This is a genomic window from Sphingomonas sp. AOB5 (assembly GCF_029433115.1).
Classification (GTDB): Bacteria; Pseudomonadota; Alphaproteobacteria; order Sphingomonadales; family Sphingomonadaceae; genus Sphingomonas.
The window spans coordinates 1-22,027 of sequence record NZ_JARNTV010000056.1 but is presented as its reverse complement, the minus strand read 5'-3'; the positions used below and the strand labels follow the sequence as shown (position 1 = coordinate 22,027).

The 22,027-nt window shown below is 65.3% G+C and carries 20 protein-coding genes and 1 riboswitch; of the genes, 9 read left to right on the top strand and 11 right to left on the bottom strand.

The window, feature by feature from the left end; all coding sequences use genetic code 11:
• The 5 genes from P1X14_RS17660 to P1X14_RS17640 all read right to left on the bottom strand — a co-directional run.
• A partial coding sequence (locus tag P1X14_RS17660; RefSeq protein ID WP_277316733.1) for an ABC transporter ATP-binding protein occupies positions 1 to 388 on the bottom strand: 388 nt, incomplete at its 3' end.
• Positions 379 to 1,347, bottom strand: coding sequence for an iron ABC transporter permease (locus P1X14_RS17655; RefSeq protein ID WP_277316732.1), 969 nt, complete (start codon positions 1,345 to 1,347; stop codon positions 379 to 381). The genes P1X14_RS17660 and P1X14_RS17655, both read right to left, overlap by 10 nt.
• The gene (locus P1X14_RS17650; RefSeq protein WP_277316731.1) at positions 1,344 to 2,156 is read right to left on the bottom strand and encodes an ABC transporter substrate-binding protein; all 813 of its coding nucleotides are present in this window, start codon (positions 2,154 to 2,156) and stop codon (positions 1,344 to 1,346) included. The genes P1X14_RS17655 and P1X14_RS17650 overlap by 4 nt, the downstream gene beginning before the upstream one ends.
• On the bottom strand, positions 2,156 to 4,036 hold the full coding sequence (locus tag P1X14_RS17645) for a TonB-dependent receptor (RefSeq protein ID WP_277316730.1): 1,881 nt from the start codon (positions 4,034 to 4,036) through the stop codon (positions 2,156 to 2,158). Before P1X14_RS17645 ends, P1X14_RS17650 begins: the two co-directional genes overlap by 1 nt.
• Before the next feature lie 117 nt (positions 4,037 to 4,153).
• A riboswitch (cobalamin riboswitch) is annotated at positions 4,154 to 4,345 on the bottom strand.
• A gap of 54 nt (positions 4,346 to 4,399) precedes the next feature.
• On the bottom strand, positions 4,400 to 6,070 hold the full coding sequence (locus P1X14_RS17640; RefSeq protein ID WP_277316729.1) for an MFS transporter: 1,671 nt from the start codon (positions 6,068 to 6,070) through the stop codon (positions 4,400 to 4,402).
• A gap of 201 nt (positions 6,071 to 6,271) precedes the next feature.
• Here P1X14_RS17640 and P1X14_RS17635 point away from each other — a divergent pair, with 201 nt between their 5' ends.
• Together P1X14_RS17635 and P1X14_RS17630 are read left to right on the top strand one after the other, a co-directional pair.
• A complete protein-coding gene (locus tag P1X14_RS17635) occupies positions 6,272 to 6,538 on the top strand; it encodes a DUF6356 family protein (RefSeq protein WP_277316728.1) in 267 nt (88 codons plus the stop codon).
• Positions 6,539 to 6,560: 22 nt separating this feature from the next.
• Positions 6,561 to 7,907, top strand: a complete 1,347-nt coding sequence (locus P1X14_RS17630) for an FAD/NAD(P)-binding protein (RefSeq protein WP_277316727.1) — start codon at positions 6,561 to 6,563, stop codon at positions 7,905 to 7,907.
• Positions 7,908 to 7,992: 85 nt separating this feature from the next.
• Here the strand turns inward: P1X14_RS17630 and P1X14_RS17625 are convergent, their stop codons facing one another.
• Positions 7,993 to 8,595 (bottom strand): TetR/AcrR family transcriptional regulator, encoded by a 603-nt coding sequence (locus tag P1X14_RS17625; RefSeq protein WP_277316726.1) that lies wholly within the window; start codon positions 8,593 to 8,595, stop codon positions 7,993 to 7,995.
• A 127-nt stretch (positions 8,596 to 8,722) separates the two neighbouring features.
• Between P1X14_RS17625 and hppD the strand changes: the two genes are divergently transcribed.
• From hppD to P1X14_RS17610, 3 genes are all read left to right on the top strand, one after another.
• Positions 8,723 to 9,760 (top strand): 4-hydroxyphenylpyruvate dioxygenase, encoded by a 1,038-nt coding sequence (gene hppD / locus P1X14_RS17620; protein WP_277316725.1) that lies wholly within the window; start codon positions 8,723 to 8,725, stop codon positions 9,758 to 9,760.
• A gap of 251 nt (positions 9,761 to 10,011) precedes the next feature.
• Positions 10,012 to 11,289: a homogentisate 1,2-dioxygenase gene (gene hmgA, locus P1X14_RS17615; protein WP_277316724.1), complete on the top strand. Its 1,278-nt coding sequence runs from the start codon at positions 10,012 to 10,014 to the stop codon at positions 11,287 to 11,289.
• Positions 11,289 to 11,645 carry a Rieske (2Fe-2S) protein gene (locus tag P1X14_RS17610; RefSeq protein WP_277316734.1) on the top strand — a complete coding sequence of 119 codons (357 nt, stop codon included), beginning with the start codon at positions 11,289 to 11,291 and terminating at the stop codon, positions 11,643 to 11,645. The genes hmgA and P1X14_RS17610 overlap by 1 nt, the downstream gene beginning before the upstream one ends.
• A gap of 6 nt (positions 11,646 to 11,651) precedes the next feature.
• Here P1X14_RS17610 and P1X14_RS17605 read toward each other — a convergent pair whose 3' ends face one another.
• Positions 11,652 to 13,706 carry a M13 family metallopeptidase gene (locus P1X14_RS17605; protein ID WP_277316723.1) on the bottom strand — a complete coding sequence of 685 codons (2,055 nt, stop codon included), beginning with the start codon at positions 13,704 to 13,706 and terminating at the stop codon, positions 11,652 to 11,654.
• A 137-nt stretch (positions 13,707 to 13,843) separates the two neighbouring features.
• Here P1X14_RS17605 and P1X14_RS17600 point away from each other — a divergent pair, with 137 nt between their 5' ends.
• Entirely contained in the window at positions 13,844 to 14,293 is a 450-nt protein-coding gene (locus tag P1X14_RS17600) for a MaoC family dehydratase (RefSeq protein WP_277316722.1), read from the top strand.
• A gap of 34 nt (positions 14,294 to 14,327) precedes the next feature.
• On the opposite strand, the gene greA is transcribed toward P1X14_RS17600, so the two are convergent.
• The 4 genes from greA to carA form a co-directional block, all read right to left on the bottom strand.
• Complete coding sequence (gene greA / locus P1X14_RS17595; protein ID WP_277316721.1) at positions 14,328 to 14,804, bottom strand: transcription elongation factor GreA; 477 nt, start codon at positions 14,802 to 14,804, stop codon at positions 14,328 to 14,330.
• 82 nt (positions 14,805 to 14,886) lie between these two features.
• A complete protein-coding gene (carB, locus tag P1X14_RS17590; protein WP_277316720.1) occupies positions 14,887 to 18,222 on the bottom strand; it encodes a carbamoyl-phosphate synthase large subunit in 3,336 nt (1,111 codons plus the stop codon).
• Complete coding sequence (locus P1X14_RS17585; protein ID WP_277316719.1) at positions 18,222 to 18,578, bottom strand: hypothetical protein; 357 nt, start codon at positions 18,576 to 18,578, stop codon at positions 18,222 to 18,224. The genes carB and P1X14_RS17585 overlap by 1 nt, the downstream gene beginning before the upstream one ends.
• Positions 18,575 to 19,738: a glutamine-hydrolyzing carbamoyl-phosphate synthase small subunit gene (carA, locus tag P1X14_RS17580; RefSeq protein WP_277316718.1), complete on the bottom strand. Its 1,164-nt coding sequence runs from the start codon at positions 19,736 to 19,738 to the stop codon at positions 18,575 to 18,577. Before carA ends, P1X14_RS17585 begins: the two co-directional genes overlap by 4 nt.
• Positions 19,739 to 19,867: 129 nt before the next feature.
• Here carA and P1X14_RS17575 point away from each other — a divergent pair, with 129 nt between their 5' ends.
• The 3 genes from P1X14_RS17575 to dnaG form a co-directional block, all read left to right on the top strand.
• Positions 19,868 to 20,320: a GatB/YqeY domain-containing protein gene (locus P1X14_RS17575; RefSeq protein WP_277316717.1), complete on the top strand. Its 453-nt coding sequence runs from the start codon at positions 19,868 to 19,870 to the stop codon at positions 20,318 to 20,320.
• Positions 20,321 to 20,352: 32 nt separating this feature from the next.
• The gene (locus tag P1X14_RS17570; protein ID WP_277316716.1) at positions 20,353 to 20,742 is read left to right on the top strand and encodes a DUF559 domain-containing protein; all 390 of its coding nucleotides are present in this window, start codon (positions 20,353 to 20,355) and stop codon (positions 20,740 to 20,742) included.
• Positions 20,742 to 22,027, top strand: a 1,286-nt coding sequence (dnaG, locus tag P1X14_RS17565) for a DNA primase (RefSeq protein ID WP_277316715.1), incomplete at its 3' end; no start/stop codon positions are given. The genes P1X14_RS17570 and dnaG, both read left to right, overlap by 1 nt.

The window sequence follows — 22,027 nt, the reverse complement described above, 5'->3', positions numbered from 1 at the left end:
GGTCGCGCAGGCCGACCGTATCGGTCGCGGCGAGCGCGGCGTCGATGGCGGCGCGGTCCTCGGCATGCCCGGTCCGGTGCGGCAGACGGCCCAGCGCCACCACGTCCGATACCGGCATGTTCCAGTGCACCACCGCATCCTGCGGCAGATATCCGATCGCCTGTGCCCGCTCGCGAACCGGCAGGGTTGCGATATCCGCGCCGTCGAGCCGGACATAGCCGCTCGCTACGGGGACCAGCCCCGCCGCAGCACGCACCAGCGAACTCTTGCCCGCCCCGTTTGGACCCAGCACCGCGGTCACGCGGCCCGGCGTCAGCGTCGCGGTGACGTCGGACAGGACCGTACGGCCCGACAGCGTCAGGGTCAGCCCTTCGAAGCTCAACGCCATGACCGCCCCCTCTCGCCGAGCAGCAGTGCAAGGAAGAAGGGCGCCCCGATCAGCGCCATCGCCACGCCGAGCCGTACTTCGCTGGCGCCGGGAGCAAGACGGCACAGGCTGTCGGCGGCCAGCACCAGCGCCGCGCCGCCCAGCGCGCTGGGCAGCAGCAATGCCGATGGTTTCGCCCCGGTCAGCGGCCGCAGCAGATGCGGCACGACCAGACCGACAAACCCGACCACGCCGGTCACGGCGACACCCGCGCCCACGGCCATGCCTGCTCCGGCAATGATCAGCGCCTGCAACCGGATCAGGCTGATCCCCAACGACCGCGCCGCACCCTCGCCCAGCGACAGCGCATCGAGACCGCGCCCGGTCATCAGCAGCAGCGCGCAACCGGCGAGGATGAACGGCGCCGCATGGAACAGGTCATCGGGCCCGCGATCGGTCAGCGCGCCCATCAGCCAGTCGATCACCGCTGCGACGATATAGGGATTGGGTGCGATCGAGATCAGGAAAGCGGTCAGCGCCGCAGCGAGGCTGGCCAGCACCGTACCCGCCAGCACGAACGCCGCCGGGCTCTCCGCACGCCAGGTCAGGCTCGCCAACAGCGCCATGCCACCCGCCGCCGCCAGCATCGCTGCGGCGAAGATGCCCCACTGGCTGCCGACGCCCAGGATGATCGCCGCGACCGCTCCCAGCGCCGCCGACGACGACACGCCCAGCACGCCGGGATCCGCCAGCGGGTTGCGCAACCAGCCCTGCAGCACCGCACCCGACAGACCGAGCGCGGCCCCAAGCAGCAGCCCGAGTCCCGCACGCGGGATGCGCAGATCGAGGATAATCGCCCAGCGCGGATCGCTCGACCACCATGCGTCGAACGGCACCCAGGCCTTGCCCGCCATCAGCGACAGGGCGAACAGGATCGCGACCAGCAGACCGAGCGCAAGATTGAGCGGTAGCCGGGTCATCGCGCGAATTCCCCGCGAATTTCGGTCAGCCGGGCAAGCGCGGCAGGGATGGTCGGGCCGCCGCAATTGATCAGGCTGCGCGGGAAGATGCGCTCCACCACCGTCGCCCCAGACGTTTTGAGCACGCGCCTGCGCAGCGCCGCGGTGCGCCCGCCGCCATCGGGGATGAGAATCACGGCGGGCGGCCGCGATACGATGGTCTCGACCGGCAGCGTGCCGGTGGACATCAGCCCGTAATCGGCAGCCGCATCGCGAAAGCCAGCGGTGATCAGCATCTCGTCGAGCAAGGTGCCGCCACCATTGACCAGATCGCCGGCGATGAACAGCAGTGCCGCGGGCCGCGCACGACCTGGACGCACCGCCGCAACGGCCGCGTCGATCTGCGCGACCAGTTCGGCTCCCCGCGGGGCAGCGCCGACTGCCTTGGCCAGTTCCACGATCTGCGCCTTGCTGCCCGCGATGGTCACCGGTGAATCCAGATACAGCATCTTCAGCCCCGCACGCTCATAGGCGGCACGTGTCGCGGGCGGCGTGAAGCTGCTCGCCACGACCAGTTCGGGCTGCAGCGCGATCACTTCCTCCGCGGTGCCGGTGGTCGTGCGGAACCGGCGCGCGACGTCGAGCGGGATCGAGGTCGCGCCCGGGTCCTGCGAATAATGGCTGATCGCCGCGATCCGCTCCGGCGGGACCAGCGCCAGCAGCATCTGGTCCGCGCACGGATTGGTCGAGACGATCCCGCCCCCCGCCGACGGTGCCGACGGCGCACAGCCGCCCAGCACCAGCAGGAGGGGCAGGATCGCCCGGATCATCAGTCGAGCTTCACGCGGATGCCGCCATAGGCGGCACGGCCCAGCGTGCCGTAATCGGCGACGGTCTGGTAACGCTCGTCGAACAGGTTCTCGACCCGGCCATAGATCGAGAAACGCTCGCCAATCGGCATTTCGGCGCGGATGCTCACCAGCGTATAGCCGTCGAGCCGCGTGAAATTGCCCGCATCGTTGAAGCTGTCCCCAACCGTCAGCACCGTGGCGCCCAGCGACAGGCCGAACGGCAGGCGGTAATCGGCCGACAGGCTCACCTTCTCGCGCGGACGCCGCGCCAGATCCTTGCCGAAATTGCCGCCCGCCGAGCGGTTCTCGCTGTCGATGAAGCTGTATTCGGCAACCACCGTCAGTGCCTCCACCGGACGCAGGGTTAGCGCCAGCTCGACGCCGCTCGCACGGGTACGGGCGATGTTCTGATAGGTGAAGGTACCCAGATCGAAATCGATCTGGTTGGTGGTGTCGCGGTGGAACCAGGTGACGCTGGCGACGACCGCATTACCCGCCAGACGCTGTTCGATCCCGACATCATAGCTCTGCGCGGTTTCGGGCTGGAGCGAGTCAGTGCCGTAGAAGGGCGCATAGAGCTGATACAGGGTCGGCGCCTTGAAGCCCTCGGCATAGCTGCCGCGGACGCTGGTGCCGGTCCACGGCGAATAGACCGCGTTGGCGCCCCAGGTCGTGTGCGCACCGAACGCCTGATCGTCGTCGTGGCGAACGCCGCCAGTGACGGTCAGGTTCGCGAGCGGGGTAACGATCGCCTCGCCGTAGAAGCTGGTCACGCCGCGCGCCTTGAAGTTCACGCCGTCGTTGAACCGCGTATCCTCATGCTCGGCACCCGCGACCAGCCGGACGGCTTCGACCGCTTGGAAATCGCCCTGATAGGTGAAGCGCTCGCTCCGGCCGCGGGCGAGGAAGATCGGCGCGGTGCCGGCGGCACGATCGAAATTGTCGCGGTTGATGTCGGCGATGGCGAAGGCCAGCGTGTTGCGGAACCGGCCATCGACGAAATCGGCATGCAGCCCGGCATAGCCATAGACTTCCTGCGCGGTCGAATATTCGCCGTTGTCGGCAAAGGCGTAGGTGGGCGGCGGGAAGCCGTCCAGCTCGCTGCGGCTATCGGCGAAATAGCCGCGCAGATCGAGGCGCAGGTTCGGCGCGAACGCCACCTCGACGCGCGCCGAGCCGCCATATTGGCGATAGCCATCGGGCTCGGTGCCGCGGGCATAGGCCGAGATGCCGTCGCTCTTCAGATAACCGCCGGTCAGCGATCCCGACAGGATGCCGCTGCTGCCCGATACGCCGCCGCTGGCGAAGATCGTGTCGTTATCGCCATATTCGACATTGCCGCGCAGACCGAGGCCCTGCGTCGGGCGTGCGGTGATCACGTTGACGACGCCGCCGATCGCCTGGCTGCCCCAGGGCACCGAATTCGGGCCGCGCAGCACCTCGACCCGCTCGACCGAGCCGGAGAGGAGGTTGGCGAAATCGAACCCGCCACCGGGCGAGGACGGGTCGTTGACCCGAACGCCGTCGATCAGGGTCAGCGTGTGCTCGCCCTCTGCGCCGCGGATGCGGACGGTGGTCAGCGTGCCGATGCCGCCATTGCGGGTGACGGTCACGCCGGGAACGGTCGCGAGCAGGTCCGACAGCGAAATCGCCTGACGCCGCTCGATCTCGGCACGGTCGATCACGGTTACCGCCTGACCGACCTGTTCCGCGGGCTGCTCGACGCCGCTGGCGGTGACGACGATCTCGTCATCGCCCGCAGCGGCTTCTTGAGCCTGCGCGACGCCCGGCAACGCAAGCGCGCCAAGTGCCGCCGACGCGTACAGCGCGCCGTTCCGGATGCTGGAAAACTTCAACATGACATACCCCTTCAAGGGGCCGCGCCGAATGCCCTCACGACATCCGGTCCTTACGGCCCGGTCATGTCGTTCACGCGAGGGTTTCTGCCTCGTTCGCCCGGCACACCCCGTCCGCGCAAAGGATCGACCGCGGTCGGCAGGTCTCCTGGCTCTCGGGTCTTCATGACGCCCGGCCTTCCCGGATTGCTCCAGTGGCTTCGTCGGGCGGCACTCACCGATCACAGTTGCGGGGGCAGCTCCGGGCTGGGCAGATGCCCTTCCGGATTCCCTTTTCACCCCTTTCGGGGAACCGATCGCGCGCCGCCCTTAGCGCGGACCGGTCTCCCGAATCAATCGTTCATGCTGCACTGCACCGACAGCGGCTCAGTCGTCGATGGAACGATGGCGCGTTTCGGGCAGCAGGAACAACCCGATCACCACGCACGCCGAAGCGGCCACGACCGGATACCAGAGGCCGTAATAGATATCGCCCGTGGCAGCGACCATCGCGAAGGCCGTCGCCGGCAGGAAGCCGCCGAACCAGCCATTGCCGATATGATAGGGCAGCGACATCGAGGTGTAGCGGATGCGGCTGGGGAAGATTTCCACCAGCATCGCCGCGATCGGGCCATAGACCATGGTAACCAGCAGCACGAGGATGGTCAGGATCGCGACCACCATCACCTTGTCGATCTGCGCCGGATCGGCCTTGGGCGGATAGCCAGCCGCAGTCAGCGCCGCCTTGGCCCTGTCCTGGAACTCGGCGATCGCAGCCTTCTTCGCCGCCGGATCGAGACCCGCCGGGTTCACTGCGGGAATGCCGACGCCGCCGATATGCACCTCGGCCACCGAACCGTCCGCGGGCAGCGGCACATTGCGATAGGCGACGCCCTGCTTGGCAAGGAAGGCCTTGGCGATGTCGCAACTCGATCCGTCGAACTTGTTCTTGCCCACGGGATCGAACTGGAACGAGCATTCGTCCGGATTGGCGGTGATGCTCACCGGCGCGCTGATCTGAGCCTGTGCCAGCGCCGGATTGGCGGCAGTGGTCAGCGCCGCGAACAGCGGGAAATAGCTTGCCGCGGCAATAGCGCAGCCCGCCAGAATAATCGGCTTGCGCCCGATCCGGTCGCTCAGCCAGCCGAAGAACACGAAGAAGGGCGTGCCGATGGCCAGCGCGATCGCGATCAGGATATTCGCAGTCGCGCCATCCACCCGCAGCGTCTTTTCGAGGAAGAACAGCGCGTAGAATTGCCCGGTATACCAGACCACCGCCTGCCCCACGACCGCGCCGAACAGCGCGATCAGCACCAGCTTCAGATTGCCCCACTGCCCGAACGCCTCGGTCAGTGGCGCCTTCGACGTCTTGCCCTCTTCCTTCATCTTCAGGAACACCGGGCTCTCGTTAAGCTTGAGGCGGATCCAGATCGACACGCCCAGCAGCACGATCGAGATCAGGAACGGCAGGCGCCATCCCCATGCGGCAAAGGCTTCCTCGCCCATCGCGGTGCGCACGCCGATCACCACCAGCAGCGCCGCGAACAGCCCCAGAGTCGCCGTCGTCTGGATCCAGCTGGTGTAGAGGCCGCGCTTGTGCGTCGGCGCATGCTCCGCGACATAGGTCGCCGCGCCGCCATATTCGCCGCCCAGCGCCAGCCCCTGCAGCAATCGCAGCGACACCAGGATGATCGGTGCCGCGATACCGATGGTCTCGTAGCTGGGCAGCAGGCCGACCGCGAAGGTCGAAAGCCCCATGATCGCCATGGTGACGAGGAACGTGTTCTTGCGGCCGACCAGATCGCCGATCCGCCCGAAAACCAGCGCGCCGAACGGTCGCACCGCGAACCCGGCGGCGAAGATCAGCAGCGCGAAGATGAAGCTCGTCGTCTCGTTGAGCCCGGTGAGAAAATTGCTCGAAACGAAGGTCAGCAACAGTCCGTAGAGGTAGAAATCATACCATTCGAACACCGTGCCGAGCGACGATGCGCCGATCACCAGCTTCTCGTTCTGCGTCGCCTGATGATGATCCGGCAGCTCGGCCGTGGCTTCCGACATTCCCTCTCCCCTCACATTTATTCGTGCACGGATTTATATTATTATATCCGCGATCACAAACGCAATTCTCACGGTTATTGTTAGCGATAACACTAACGCGAATCCGCCCCGCCGCAAGACCGGATCGTGGCACGGTGCTTCCCAATTCGGCAAGCGATCCGTAGAGGGAGGGAAACCCGTAACAACGGATACGTTTCAGCCATGATCGATCGCCTGTTCCTGTCCCATCCCCGAAGCGTCGGCGAGACCTATGGCGAGCATGCCGCAGTCGCCGGCAAGTTCGGCGCGACGATGGTCGTCGGCGGCATCGCCTGCCTGATCCACGCAGTGTTCCCCGCGATCTTCCCGCGCACCGCGAGCGACCGCGTCAAGCGCCTCTATGCCCAGATGGTCGCCCGCCAGCCCAATCTTGCCGGCAAGCGCCCCGCCTTCCAGGAGCCGGAGTGGCAGATCGAATACGAGATCTGAGCGCGTACCGGGGGGCAAGACCATGATCGAACATGTCGCCATCATCGGCGCCGGCTTTTCGGGTACGCTTCAAGCGATCAACCTGCTGCGCCATGATGGCCCCCGCGCCACGCTGATCGAGCGCGCGCCGCAGCCAGGCGTCGGCCTGGCCTATGGCTCGGCGCATCCCAGCCATGTTCTGAACGTCCGCGCGGGCAATATGAGCGCGCTGCCTGACGACCCCGGCCATTTCGTCCGCTGGCTAGAGCGGCGCGGCGTGGCCGATGCGACGACCGCCTTCATCCCACGCGTCACCTATGGCGAATATCTGCGCGAGATGCTGGACGAGACCCGCCGCACGGCCGGAGACCGCCTCGCCATCGTGCAGGGTGAGGTCGAGGATCTGGATGTAGGCGAGACCGCGACCATCCGGCTCGCGGACCGCACCATCCATGCCGATGCCGCGGTGCTGGCGGTCGGCAACCTTCCGCCGCATTCGCCGCCGGGCCTCGATCCCGACAAGCTCTCGGCCGAGCGCTACAAGGGCGATCCGTGGGACCGCTCGATGCCCGAGGGGCTATCCGACGGCGATACCGTGCTGATCATCGGCACCGGCCTCACCATGGTCGATGTCGCGCTGACCCTCGATGCGCATGGCTATCGCGGCAAGATCGTCGCCCTGTCCCGCCGCGGCCTGCTGCCCCGCCCGCACGGTCCGGGTGCGGACTGGAAGAAGATCGACGAGCGTCCCGATACCAACGCCTCCTCGCTGCTCGGCACTGTCCGTGCCCGCGCCGACGCGATCGGCTGGCGCAATGCAGTGGACGAACTGCGCCCCTTCACCCAGCCGATGTGGGGCAATGCGACCGAAGACCAGCGCGCCCGCTTCCTGCGCCATTTGCGGCCATGGTGGGACGTCCATCGCCACCGCCTCGCACCCGAAGTCCATGCCCGGCTGCACGCGATCATCGATCGCGGCCAGCTGACCGTCCATGCCGGCAAGACCCTGTCGTTCGATGAGCGGGCGGACGGCATCGCCCTCAGCTGGCGCCCGCGCGGTTCGGAGGCGTCGGAAACGCTGCTCGCTCAGCGCATCGTCAACTGCACCGGGCCGCTGACCGATCTGGCCCGCACCGCCGAACCGCTGCTGCGCAAGCTCGCCGCCCGCGGCACGATCCGCGCCGACGAAGCGCGTCTCGGCATCGATGTCGACAATCAGGCCCAGACTATCAACGCGCAGGGCAAGATCAACCCCGCCCTCTATGCGCTGGGTCCGATGACGCGCGGCGCGTTCTGGGAAATCGTCGCGGTGCCCGATATCCGCACCCAGACCTGGAACCTGGCGCGGCGCCTGTCCAACGCCCAATGGGTCGGCGGCGAAGGTTTGTAACGATCCGTGCTCCGGCGAAGGCCGGAGCGTTGGCGATTTGGGTAGATGTGGCCACGGCTCCGGCCTTCGCCGGAGCACTGCAAGGCTAGAGCATCAGCCCCTTGGCGAGCAGCGCCATGTGCCGGCGGGTCAGCACCCGCGCAGAGGCATAGGGCGGGCCTTCCATCGCCCATTGCGCCATCAGGCCCATGTGCATCGTGCGGAACGACAGCACCAGCGTGTCCACCGGCAGCGCGCGGCGCATGCCCGGCCGCGCCAGCAGCCGTTCGAACAGCGCCTCGACCGCTTCGTCGAGTTGGTCGTAATAGTCGGCCAGTTCGGGCGACACGTCCTCCGCCGCGAACATGCGTGAGAGGAACGCCTTCACATAGGGCCGGTACTCGGCCTTGTTGTCGATCAGCTTCCACGCCGCAGCGTCCAGCGCCTCGCCAACGCTCATGCCCTGCGCCGGAAGGCTGGCGATCTCGGTCAGCGCCTTGCGGTCCAGATCGACCAGCAGCGCGACGATGATGTCCTCTTTCGCCTCGAAATAATTATAAACCGTGCCCTTACCGATGTCCGCCGCGGCGGCGATCGCATCGACGGTCACGTCCTCCAGCCCATGCCGGTCGAACAGCGCGGATGCTGCGGCAACGATCTTGCCGCGGGTATCGACGCGCTTCCGGTCACGAAGGCTGACTACGGTCATGACTGACTATGGTCACAACATGCGTTAAAATGCAAGTAATCCACACCCTGTGGATAACCGAAATCCAACTAGTATCAATTGACACCAATTGAGCGATCCTCTAGCCGCCGCGTTGAGGAGAAGACCCATGACCGATCCTGCAAATCCCCTGGGCCTGAACGGGTTCGAATTCGTCGAATTCACCTCGCCCGATCCGCTGGCGATGGCGCGGCAGTTCGAACAGCTCGGCTTCGTGCCGACGCACCGCCACCTCACCAAGAACATCACCCGCTACAAGCAGGGCCGCATCAACCTGATGCTGAACCGCGACGCCGATGGCCGCGTGGCGCAGTTCCGCAACGAGCATGGCGCCTCTGCCAGCGCGATGGCGTTCCGCGTCGCCGATCCCGAAGCGGCGATGAAGTGGGCGCTGGAGAATGGCGCCAAGCGCACCATCGAGGACGATACCGTTATCGAGGGCATCGGCGGCTCGTATCTCTATTTCATTCAGGACGGCATCGATCTCTATGCCGACTGGGCAGAGATTCCGGGCTGGCAGGAAGCGGAAGCCGCGAACAATGTCGGCCTCGACCTGCTCGATCACCTCACCCACAATGTCCGCCGCGGCCAGATGCGGGTGTGGTCGGAGTTCTACAAGACGCTCTTCGGCTTCGAGGAGCAGAAATATTTCGACATCAAGGGCCAGGCGACCGGCCTGTTCAGCCAGGCAATGATCGCCCCGGACAAGGCGATCCGCATCCCGCTGAACGAGAGCCAGGACGACAAGAGCCAGATCGAGGAATTCATCCGCGAATATCATGGCGAAGGCATCCAGCATCTCGCGCTGACCACGCCGGACATTTTCGACACGGTCGAGCGGCTGCGCGAACGCGGCGTGAAGCTGCAGGATACGATCGAAACCTATTACGAGCTGGTCGACAAGCGCGTGCCCGGCCATGGCGAAGACCTTGAGCGGCTGCGCAAGAACCGCATCCTGATCGACGGCAATGTCGGCGACGAAGGCATTCTTCTTCAGATCTTTACCGAAAACATGTTTGGTCCGATCTTCTTCGAGATCATCCAGCGCAAGGGCAATGAAGGCTTCGGCAACGGCAACTTCCAGGCGCTGTTCGAAAGCATCGAGCTTGACCAAATTCGCCGCGGCGTCATTCAGGTCGACGCCTGATTCGAGTTGGAGAGGAGAGCCGGGAGCAACCCGGCCTTACCGCAGGGGGATGAGGGGGATGCAGCGCATTGCGCGCCTCCCCCTCATCCAACCCTGATCATTCCCCTCCTGCAAGGGAGGGGCCAGGGGTGGGTTAGCGGAGACGGGCTCGATGCCCGGCTTTCGCTTCTGCTCCACGGTTTCGGAGCGCTCGCTACGCTCGCCACCCACCCCCAACCCCTCCCTTGCAGGGAGGGGAGTGAGTTGAGGCCATGACCGACTATCTCCCCGGCTTCGGCAACCATGTCTCGACCGAGGCAGTCCCCGGCGCCCTCCCCATCGGCCGCAACTCGCCCCAGAAGCCCGCTTACGGCCTCTATGCCGAGCAACTGAGCGGCACCGCCTTCACCGCGCCGCGCCATGAGAATCGCCGCTCCTGGCTCTATCGCCTGCGCCCCAGCGCCGAGCATCCGCCCTTCACCCGCTATGAAGGCGCCACGAACTTCGTGCCCGGCACGGTGGACAGCCCCCTGCCCCCCAACCGCCTGCGCTGGGACCCGATCGCGGCGCCCGCGCCGGGCACCGACCTGATCGATGGCATGACCACCATGCTGGCCAATCGCGATCCCGCCGACCTCGAGGGCGTCGCGGTGCATGTCTACGCCGCGAACAAGGACATGGAGACCCGCGTCTTCTTCGACGCCGACGGCGAACTTCTGTTCATCCCGCAATCCGGCCGCCTGATGCTCCTGACCGAGCTTGGCCGGATCGATATCGCCCCCGGCCAGATCGCGCTGGTCCCGCGCGGCGTCCGTTTCCGCGCGACCCTCCCGGATGGCGAAGCACGCGGCTATGTCGCGGAGAATCACGGCGCGCTGTTCCGCCTGCCCGATCTCGGCCCGATCGGCGCAAACGGCCTCGCCAATCCGCGCGACTTCGAGACGCCGACGGCCTGGTTCGAGGATCGCGACGAGCCTTTCGAGATCGTCCAGAAGCATCTCGGCTCGCTCTGGACCACCACGCTCGATCACAGCCCGCTCGACGTGGTGGCGTGGCACGGCAATCTGGCGCCGTGGCGCTACGATCTCGCCCGGTTCAACACGATGAACACGGTGAGCTACGATCATCCCGATCCGTCGATCTTCACCGTGCTGACCTCGCCCAGCGACGTGCCGGGCCGTGCTAATGCGGATTTCGTGATCTTCCCGCCGCGCTGGATGGTGGCAGAGGATACGTTCCGCCCGCCCTGGTTCCACCGCAACATCATGTCCGAAGCGATGGGCCTGATCCACGGCGCCTATGACGCCAAGGCGGACGGCTTCGCCCCCGGCGGCCTCTCGCTTCACAATCTGATGGCCGGTCACGGTCCGGACGTGGCGAGCTGGGAGGGCGCGACCAACGCCGCCCTCAAGCCGCACAAGATCGACGGCACCATGGCGTTCATGGTCGAGACCTGCTGGCCCTACAAGCCGACACAATATGCGCTCGATCACGCCCAGCCCGATTACGACGCGGCCTGGGCAGGCTTCCCCAAGGCGAAGCTGCCATGATGCCGCCGCGCCTGACGGAGACCCCGTCAGGCGTAAAACTCGGCCCGCTCGATCTGATCGCCGACGGCAAGGCACGCAATTTCGTACTCGAGATGCGCGCGGGCCGCTTCCACGGCTTCGTGATCCGCGAGGGCGAGACGGTGCGCGGCTATGTCGATCGCTGCCCGCATATGGGCGTCCCGATGGCGCAGCAGCTCGACGGCTACCTGACCGACAAGGGCGACCTGATCCAGTGCAGCTGGCACGGTGCGCTGTTCCGGATCGATGACGGCCTGTGCGTCGGCGGGCCGTGCGCCGGCGCAAGGCTGATGCCTTGGCCGGTTACGGTTGCGGACGGGGTGATCATCACCGCCTGAGGCGGATCACCAAACCTTCACGCGCTTGTCGGGCGTCAGGAACAGCTTCTCGCCGGGCTGCACGTTGAACGCGGCGTACCACGCGTCGATGTTCCGCACGGTCATCGCCCGCCAGCGGTCCGGGGCATGGCCGTTGGTCGCTACCTGCGCGCGGAGCTGCTGCTCGCGTGCCTTGGCCCGCCAGCTCTGCGCGAAGGCGAGGAAGAAGCGCTGGTCGCCGGTCAGCCCGCCGATCACCGGCGCTTCCTTGCCGCCCAGCGACGCGCGATAGGCCTGATAGGCCGCCGAGAGCCCCGCCACGTCGGCGATATTCTCGCCCAGGGTCAGCTTGCCGTTCAGGTGCAGACCCGGGAATACCTCATAGGCGTCATATTGCGCCGCCAGTGCCGCACCCGCGGCTTCGAAATGGGCGAGGTCTTCCTTGGTCCACCAGTTGCGCAGGCGGCCGGTGGAGTCGAAATCGGCGCCCAGATTGTCGAAGCCATGACTGATCTCATGCCCGATAACCGCGCCGATCGAGCCATAGTTGCTCGCCGGGTCAGCCTCCGGATTGTAGAAGGGCGCCTGCAGGATCGCCGCGGGGAAGTTCAGCGCGTTCTGCAACGGCAGGTTCACCGCATTCACCGTCTGCGGCGTCATCCACCATTCCTTGCGATCGACCGGCTTGCCGATCTTGGCCAGCTGGTGCGCCGTCTCGGCCTTTTGCGCGCGGCGGAGATTGCCGACCGGATCGTCGGCCTTCACTTCCAGCGAGGCATAGCTGCGCCACGTCTCGGGATAGCCGATGCCGACCTGCATCGTCTCGATCTTCTTGCGCGCCTCGGCCTTGGTCGCCGGGGTCATCCAGCTCAGCGCCGCGACGCGCTCGTCGAACGCCTTCAGGATGCCGGCGACCATCGTCTGAATCTCGGTCTTCGACGATGCCGGGAAATATTGCTCGACATAGAGCTTGCCCATCGCATCGCCCAGCCAGGCGTTGACGCTGGAGATGCCGCGCTTGTCACGCGGGCGGGGCTGCTGCTGGCCGTTCAGCGTCTTGTTGTAGAAGTCGAAATGCGCCTGATCGATCGCCGCAGGCAACACGTCGGTGACTTCGTTGATGCGGTGGAAGGTCAGCCAGTCCTGCCAGTCCTGCAGCGGCGCATCGGCCACCAGCTTGGCGCAGGCGATCACCGTGGCGGGATGCCAAACGATAAAGTCCTGCTGGCTCCCCAGCCCCGCCGCAGCCCAGAACGCATCCCAGTCGATCCCGGGCGCCTTCTTCGCGAAATCGGCCTTCTTCCAGGGATTGTTCGCCTTGTGCGCGTCCTGGCTAGTGAGGTTATCGGTATGCGCAGTGGCGATCCGCGTCTCTAGCGCCAGAATACGCCCGGCGCGGCCCGCGGGATCGCTGACTCCGGCCAGCGTCAGCAACTTCTCGACATAGGCGCGATAGGCGGTGCGGATCGCCACCATCTCGGGCTTGGTCGAGAGGTAGTAATCGCGATCCGGCAGCCCGAGACCGCCCTGCAGCACATAGGGCACGGTCTTGTCCGGCGTATCGAAACCCTGGCTGACGAACAGACCGAACAGATTTTCGGTCTCGAAATTGGTGGCGTTCAGCGGATCGAGATCGGCCTGCACATTGCCGCCCAGCATCTTCGAAAGCCCGGCCTTGTCCTTCAGGCCCGCAATCGCGCCCAGTTCGCCCTGCATCGGCGCCATGCCGCGCTTCTCGATGGCGGCGGTATCGGTGAAGCTCGCATACCAGTCCGCGATCCGGCGCTGGTCGGTGCCGACTGCGGCATTGGCCTTCTGTGCCGCGGCAATGATCGCGACATTGTTCGCCTCGGCCTTGTTGGCGACTTCGAGGAACACGCCGATCCGCGATCGGTCCGCGGGGATCTCGGTCTTCGCCTTCCATCCGCCATTGGCATATTCGTCGAAATCGTCGCCCGGCTTCACCTTCTTGTCGAGGCCAGCCTCATCCACGCCGATGCCGGTTCCGGCGGGCGTCACGGGGGCCGAGGTGCAAGCCGAGGTCGCCAGCAATGCGGCGAGCAGCAGGGCGCGAGTCTTCATTCTTCTCTCCCGGGCAATTCGGTGTATGGCCGGATCGCTACACCCCCCGAATTGGCCGCGCCAGAGGCCGTGGGGTTGAGCTGGAGGCTGGCGGTGACGAACGGGGGGAGCCCCTTCGCCAAAAGGAGATTTCGGGCATGGCCGGGCGCTTTTTCGAGGAATGGCAGGTCGGCGACACGGTCCAGCACGAGCTGCGCCGTACCGTGACCGAGACCGACAATCTGCTGTTCACGACGATGACCCACAACAGCCAGCCACTGCATCTGGACGCCGAAGCGGCAAAGGCGAGCGAGTTCGGCCGGATCCTCGTCAACGGCACCTTCACCTTCAGCCTGATGGTCGGCATTTCGGTCGCGGACACGACCGTAGGCACGCTGATCGCGAACCTTGGCTACGACAAGCTCGTCATGCCCAAGCCCGTATTCATCGGCGACACGCTGCGCGCGACCAGCGAAGTGATGGAAGTTCGTCCGAGCAAGTCGCGGCCGGGCCAGGGCGTGGTGACGTGGAAGCACCGCATGCTGAACCAGCGCGACGAGCTGGTGTGCGAATGCCTGCGCTCGGCGCTGATCAAGGGGCGCGGGTGACTAAAATCCTCCCCCGGGGAGGGGGAGGATTGAATCAAATAAACTGGATCGCTGAGACGAGGTAATAGCGGTCGCCCGCGGGCACCGAGACTTCGACTTCCTCGTCCACCTTGCGGCCGATCAGCGCGCGGCCGATCGGCGAGTTGTACGAGATGCGGCCGCGGCTCGCGTCAGCCTCGGTCTCGCCGACGATCTGGTACTTCAGCGGCTTGTCGTCCTCATCGAGCAACGTCACCGTCGCGCCGAACACGACCTTGTCACCGGTCAGCTCGCGCGGATCGATGATCTGGGCCCGGCTCAGCTTGCCCTCGATATCCGCGATCGTGGCTTCGTTCTGGCCCTGCTGTTCCTTGGCGGCGTGATATTCGGCGTTTTCCGAAAGATCGCCATGCGCACGCGCTTCCTCGATCGCATCCACGATCAGAGGGCGCTCGATCTTGAGTCGCTTCAACTCGGCGGTGAGCTTCTCGTAACCTTCCTGCAGCATCGGTATCTTGTCGACCGTCGCCATTTCACTTCGTCCTTCGTCAACGCCCCTTTCCCCAAGCGCCTCCCTGTAAGGCGCTCGCACAGTCACTCCGATGGTGGGGGATTCAATTGTGCGACTGCGAATAATAGGACTGGAGGGGGCAGACTTCAAGGTTCCGGCGGGAAAGCGATTCTATCGCACGGGCAGCCGCAACGCTTGCCTGGGCGGTGGTGAAATAGGGCAGTTTCAGCCCCAGCGCAGAGCGGCGGATGTCGGACGAATCCTTCAGCGACTGCCAGCCCTCCGTGGTGTTGAAGATGATCGCCACTTCGCCATCGACGATTTTGTCGACAATGTGCGGGCGGCCCTGCGCCACCTTGTTGACGTCACGCACTTCCAGCCCATGCTCGCGCAGATAGGCGGCGGTGCCGTTGGTCGCGATGATCGAGAAGCCCAGTTCCGCCATCAGCTTGACGCCCGGCAGCACCACGTCCTTGTCGGTATCCTTGACGCTGACGAACAGCGTGCCGGACTCCGGAAGCTCCATCCCCGCCCCAAGCTGCGCCTTGGCGAAGGCGGTGGCGAAATCGCGATCGATCCCCATCACTTCGCCGGTGCTCTTCATTTCCGGTGACAGGACCGGATCGACGCCGGGGAACTTGTTGAACGGGAATACCGCTTCCTTCACCGCGATATAATCGATGTCGCGATCGATCGGCGGCAGGTCTTTCAGCTTCTCGCCGGCCATCACGCGGCTGGCGATCTTGGCGACCGGCACGCCGATGGCCTTGGCCACGAACGGCACAGTGCGGCTGGCGCGCGGATTGACCTCGATCAGATAGACCTGACCGTCTTTCACCGCGAACTGGATGTTCATCAGGCCCTTCACGCTCAGTGCATGGGCCAGCGCAACCGTCTGCCGCTCGATCTCGGCAACGATCTCTGCCGACAGGCTGTAGGGCGGGATCGAGCAAGCGCTGTCGCCCGAATGGACCCCGGCTTCCTCGATATGCTGCAGCACGCCGGCGACCACGACATCGTCGCCGTCGCAGATCGCGTCCACGTCAACTTCCACTGCGTCGCGCAGATACTGGTCGATCAGCACCGGCGAGTCGCCCGACACCTGCACCGCGGTCTGGATATATTCTTCCAGCTGCTGGCGCCCGTCGACGATCTCCATCGCGCGGCCGCCCAGCACATAGCTGGGACGCATCAGAACCGGGTAGCCGATGCGCTCGGCCACTGCGACGGCTTCGTCGCGGCTGCGCGCTATGCCGTTGGACGGCTGGTGAAGGCCCAGCTTCGAGACCAGAGCCGCAAACCGCTCGCGGTCCTCGGCCAGATCGATCGCGTCGGGGCTGGTGCCCAGGATCGGGATGCCCGCATCCTCCAGCGCCTGCGCCAGATTGAGCGGGGTCTGCCCGCCGAACTGCACGATCACGCCGACCAGTTCGCCGTTCGACTTCTCGATCTCGAGGATCTCGAGCACGTCCTCGGCGGTCAGCGGCTCGAAATAGAGGCGGTCCGACGTGTCATAGTCGGTGCTGACCGTCTCCGGGTTGCAGTTGACCATGATCGTCTCATAGCCCGCGTCCGCCAGCGCGAAGCAGGCATGGCAGCAGCAATAATCGAACTCGATCCCCTGCCCGATCCGGTTCGGCCCGCCGCCCAGGATCACGATCTTGCGCCGGTCGCTCGGCATCGACTCGTTCTCGGGTTCGCCGAAGATCGGCGCCTCATAGGTCGAGTACATGTACGGCGTCTTCGCCTCGAACTCGGCCGCGCAGGTGTCGATCCGCTTGAACACCGGACGCACGCCCAGCCGGTGGCGCAGTGCACGCACTTCCTGCTCGGTCACGCCGCCCGTCATCGCCTTCACTGCTTCGTGGATCAGGCCCGAACCGCGCGCGATCCCGCGTTCGCTGCCCGCACGCAGGCCTGCGGACTGAAGCGCCAGAAACGCCAGACGCTTGTCGCTGAAGCCCATCGCCTTCAGGCGGCGCATGCCCGCCGCATCCTGCGGCAGCCCGCCAGTCGCCACTTCAGCTTCCGCCGCGATGATCTCGCCGATCCGGGCGAGGAACCACGGGTCGTAGCTGGTCAGCGCCTGCACCTCGGCTTCGGTGAAGCCCTCGCGAAGGGCTTGGGCCGCAATCAGCAGCCGGTCGGGCGAGCGCACCGCCAGTGCCGCCTCGATCTCCGCGCGCGGCGCACCTGCCAGCCTGTCGACATTGTTGAAGCCGGAAAGGCCGGTTTCCAGACCGCGCAGCGCCTTCTGCATCGATTCATGGATGTTGCGGCCGATCGCCATCACTTCGCCGACCGACTTCATCGCGGTGCCAAGCGTGGCTTCGGCGCCCTTGAACTTCTCGAACGCGAAGCGCGGGATCTTGGTCACGACATAATCGATGGTCGGTTCGAAGCTCGCGGGCGTCGCGCCGGTGATGTCGTTGGTGATCTCGTCGAGCGTATAGCCAACCGCCAGCTTCGCCGCGACCTTGGCGATGGGGAAGCCCGTCGCCTTGGACGCCAGCGCCGACGAACGCGACACGCGCGGGTTCATCTCGATCACGATCAGGCGGCCATCCTTCGGATTGACTGCGAACTGAACGTTCGAACCACCTGTTTCCACGCCGATCTCGCGCAGCACCGCGATGCTGGCGTTGCGCATGATCTGATATTCCTTGTCGGTCAGCGTCAGCGCCGGCGCGACGGTGATCGAGTCACCGGTATGGGTGCCCATGGCATCCACATTTTCGATGCTGCAAATGATGATGGCATTGTCCGCACGGTCACGGACCACTTCCATCTCATACTCCTTCCAGCCGAGCAGCGATTCCTCGATCAGCACCTCGGTGGTCGGCGACAGGTCCAGCCCGTTGCGGACGATGGCCAGGAATTCCTCGCGATTGTACGCGATGCCGCCGCCCGAACCGCCCATGGTGAAGCTGGGACGGATGATCGCGGGCAGACCGACCTTTTCGAGTGCCGCGATCGCATCGGCCTCGGAATGCGCGATCGCCGAGCGGGCGGATTCCAGCCCGATCTTGGTCATCGCGTCCTTGAACTTCAGCCGGTCCTCGGCCTTGTCGATCGCTTCGGCGTCGGCGCCGATCATGATGCAACCGAACTTCTCCAGCGTGCCGTCATTAGCCAGCGCCAGCGCGGTGTTCAGCGCCGTCTGTCCGCCCATCGTGGGCAGCACCGCATCGGGCCGCTCCTTCTCGATGATCTTGGCGACGATGGCCGGCGTGATCGGCTCGACATAGGTCGCATCGGCCAGCTCGGGATCGGTCATGATCGTCGCCGGGTTCGAATTGACCAGGACGATGCGATAGCCCTCTTCCTTCAAGGCCTTGATCGCCTGCGTGCCCGAATAATCGAACTCGCACGCCTGCCCGATGACGATAGGCCCCGCGCCGATGACGAGGATGGAGGAGATGTCGGTGCGTTTGGGCATTAGTCGTCGAACCTAACAAGCATCTCGAAAGCCGAGCGTTCCACGTTCGGACTGGTGTCCAAATCAACGTTTAGCATCTCGACCAAATGGGTTTTGCATATCGAGGAGACGTTCTCGATCTGCTCGATGATAGTCGCGGCGTCAGTTCCACACGGCTGTTTGGCATAGAGAAATCCGGAGTTCGGATCGTCGAGATTGAAACAGCCGAGCGCCGCCAATTCTTCCGTCACATCAGCCAAGGCATTCCCGGAAAGATAATAGGTCAACCAAAAGCTCTCTCCCGCAAACTCGGGCCTATCCCTGGCTACTGACAGCCCGCGCTCGATCTCTGAGCGCTGGTCGGCAGCGAGGATCACTTCATCATCCCCACAAACCGCTCGAACAGATAGAAACTGTCCTGCGGCCCCGGGCTGGCCTCGGGGTGGTACTGCACGCTGAATGCCTGCCGGTCGGTCAGTTCGATCCCGGCGTTCGATCCGTCGAACAGAGACACATGCGTCTCTCGCACATTCGCGGGCAGCGTTTCCTTCTCCACCGCGAAACCATGGTTCATGCTAGTGATCTCGACCGCGCCGTCGCTCAGCCGCTTGACCGGGTGGTTCGCGCCGCGATGGCCCTGATGCATCTTGCTGGTCTTCGCGCCGACCGCGAGACCTAGCAGCTGGTGGCCCAGGCAGATGCCGAACAGCGGCTTGCCGGTCTCGAGCAGCTGGCGGATCACCGGCACCGCATATTCGCCGGTCGCGGCGGGATCGCCCGGGCCGTTCGACAGGAAGATGCCGTCGGGCGCGAAGCTCATCACCTGATCGAAGGTCGCGGTCGCGGGCAGCACGGTCACCTTCGCGCCGGCCTGAACCAGATTGCGGAAGATGTTGCGCTTCGATCCATAGTCGATCGCCACGACATGCGGACGCGTGTCCTCCGCGCCTTCCGGCCCATAGCCGAAGCCCAGCCGCCACACGCCGCCCTCCCAGCCGAAATGCGTTTCGGTGGTGACCGTGATCGCCAGGTCCATGCCCTCCAGCCCCGGCCATTCGCGAGCCATCTGGAGTAGCATCGGAATATCGAACTCGCCGCTGGCCGAATGGGCGATCACGCCGTTGGGCGCACCGCCGCTGCGGATACGGCGGGTCAGCGCGCGGGTGTCGATGCCCGACAGGCCGATCCGCGCATGCTTCTTCATCCACGCGTCGAGATGCTCGGTCGAACGGAAGTTCGAAGGCGCGGTCACATCCTCTCGCACGATCATGCCCAGCGCATGGGGATCGTCCGCCTCGATATCGTCGGGGTTGGCGCCGACATTGCCGATATGGGGAAAGGTGAAGTTGATGATCTGGCCCGCAAAGCTGGGGTCGGTCATAATCTCCTGATAGCCGGTCATCGCGGTGTGGAAGCACACCTCGCCGACCGCCTGCCCCTCGGCGCCGAATCCGCGGCCCCACACCACATCTCCACTTGCGAGCACCAGGACTCCGGTTGCTCCAGCAGGCACAGGCATGGGTTTGGCTTCGGCCATTTAGGGGTGGCTCTCCATCAGGGTTCGCAGCGATGTCGCTAAGTGCCGCCCGCTAGACCCCATGCCCCCTCGCGTCAACCGGTTCGCGGGTCTAGAGCGGTGAGATTCCCCGATTCACGAGAGCGAAAAATGATCCGAGACGATATCAAGGCCGCCCAGATCGCCGCCATGAAGGCCGGCGACAAGGAAGCGCGCGGCGCCATCATGCTGATCCAGTCGGCGATCAAGAATCGCGATATCGAGGAACGCACCAAGTCGCAGCCGACCGAAGACGACGCGATGGTGGTCGAGGTGCTGCAGAAGATGGTCAAGCAGCGCCGCGAATCGATCGAGATGTACACCAAGGGCGGTCGCCAGGAACTGGCCGACGCCGAGGCTGCCGAAGTCGCGGTGATCGAACGGTTTTTGCCTAGCCAGATGAGCGCGGAGGAAACCGCCGCCGCGATCGAGGCGATCAAGGCGGAACTGGGCGCGAGCGGCATGAAGGACATGGGCCGCGTGATGGCGGAACTGAAGGCGCGGCATGCGACGACGCTGGACATGAGCAAGGCCAGTGCCGCGGTGAAGGCGGCGTTGTCGTGACTCTCCCCTCCCGCTTGCGGGAGGGGTCGGGGGTGGGCACGGTCGAAGGTGTCCGCCGCCCGACGATACGCGCGCAGCAATTGCGGCGAGAGGCAACACCGGCCGAACGAACGCTCTGGCGCGAATTGAGCGAGTCCAAGATCGGTTTCAAGTTCAGCCGGCAGATGCCCGTTGGAGCCTATGTCTGCGACTTCCTGTGTCGCTCCGAGCGACTGGCGATAGAGTTGGATGGTGAAAGCCATGCGGCAACTGCGAAACTGGACAGGCGCCGCGACGACTTCATTCGCGCACAAGGTATTCGAACGATTCGATTCTCCAACGCCGACGTGATGGGAAACCTGGAGGGCGTGGTCGCCGAGATCAGAAGCGTGCTTGCGACACGCCCCACCCCCAGCCCCTCCCGCAAGCGGGAGGAGAGTTAATGTCCCTCTCCCCCCAATTCCTCGACGAGCTCCGCGCCCGCACCCTGCTGTCCGGCCTGATCGCCAAGACCACCAAGCTGCAAAAGGCCGGTCGCGAGTTCCGTGCCTGCTGCCCGTTCCACAACGAGAAGACGCCCAGCTTCTACGTCAACGACGACAAGGGCTTTTACCACTGCTTCGGCTGTGGCGCGCATGGCGATGCGATCCGCTGGATGACCGACCAGCGCGGCCTGCCTTTCATCGATGCGGTGAAGGAGCTGGTGCAGGCCGCCGGCATGGAAATGCCCGAGCAGGATCGCCAGTCCGCCGAGAAAGCGCAGCACGCCAAGGGCCTGCATGAAGCGATGGAAGACGCGGCTAAATGGTTCGTCGAGCGGCTCGGCGGGATCGAGGGCAGCGAGGCGCGCTCGGTGCTTCAGCGCCGCGGCATCACCGAAGCGACTGCCCGTGAGTTCGGGATGGGCTTCTCCCCCGACTCGCGCGGCAAGCTGAAGGACGCGCTCAAGACCTATGGCGATCCGATGCTGATCGAGGCGGGTCTGCTCATATCGGTCGAAAACAAGGAGCCGTATGACCGGTTCCGCGGCCGCCTGATGATCCCGATCCGCGATGCGCGGGGCCGCACCATCGCGTTCGGCGGCCGTGTGATCGGCGAAGGCGAGCCGAAATATCTCAACTCGCCCGATACGCCGCTCTTCGACAAGGGCCGCACGCTCTACAATCTCGACAAGGCCCAGGCGGCCGCACGCAAGGCCGGGCGGATCATCGCGGTCGAAGGCTATATGGACGTTATCGCCCTCGCCCAAGCCGGGTTCGGCGAGGCCGTCGCCCCGCTGGGCACTGCGCTGACCGAGCATCAGATCGAGCGGCTGTGGCGGATGGCCGAAGTGCCGCTGCTCTGTTTCGACGGCGACAATGCAGGGCAAAAGGCGGCAATCCGCGCCGCGCACCGCGCCCTGCCCCATCTCCAGCCCGGCCGGAGCCTCGCCTTCGTCACCCTGCCCGACGGCATGGACCCCGACGATCTGGTTCGCGCAAAGGGTCCCGCCGCGTTCGAGGCGCTGCTGAAGGCGCCCGAGCCGCTCGTCAGCCGCCTGTGGGCGCATGAAGTCGCCGCCGGGCCGCTCGACACGCCGGAGCAGCGCGCGGGCCTGAAGGCGCGTCTATCCGAACTCGCCGGCACCATCGCCGATCCGAACGTGAAGTCGGAATATATGGCCGAGTTCCGCCAGCGGCTCGACCAGCATTTCGGCCGCGGCCCGCGCGAGTTCCAGCCCCGCGGTCA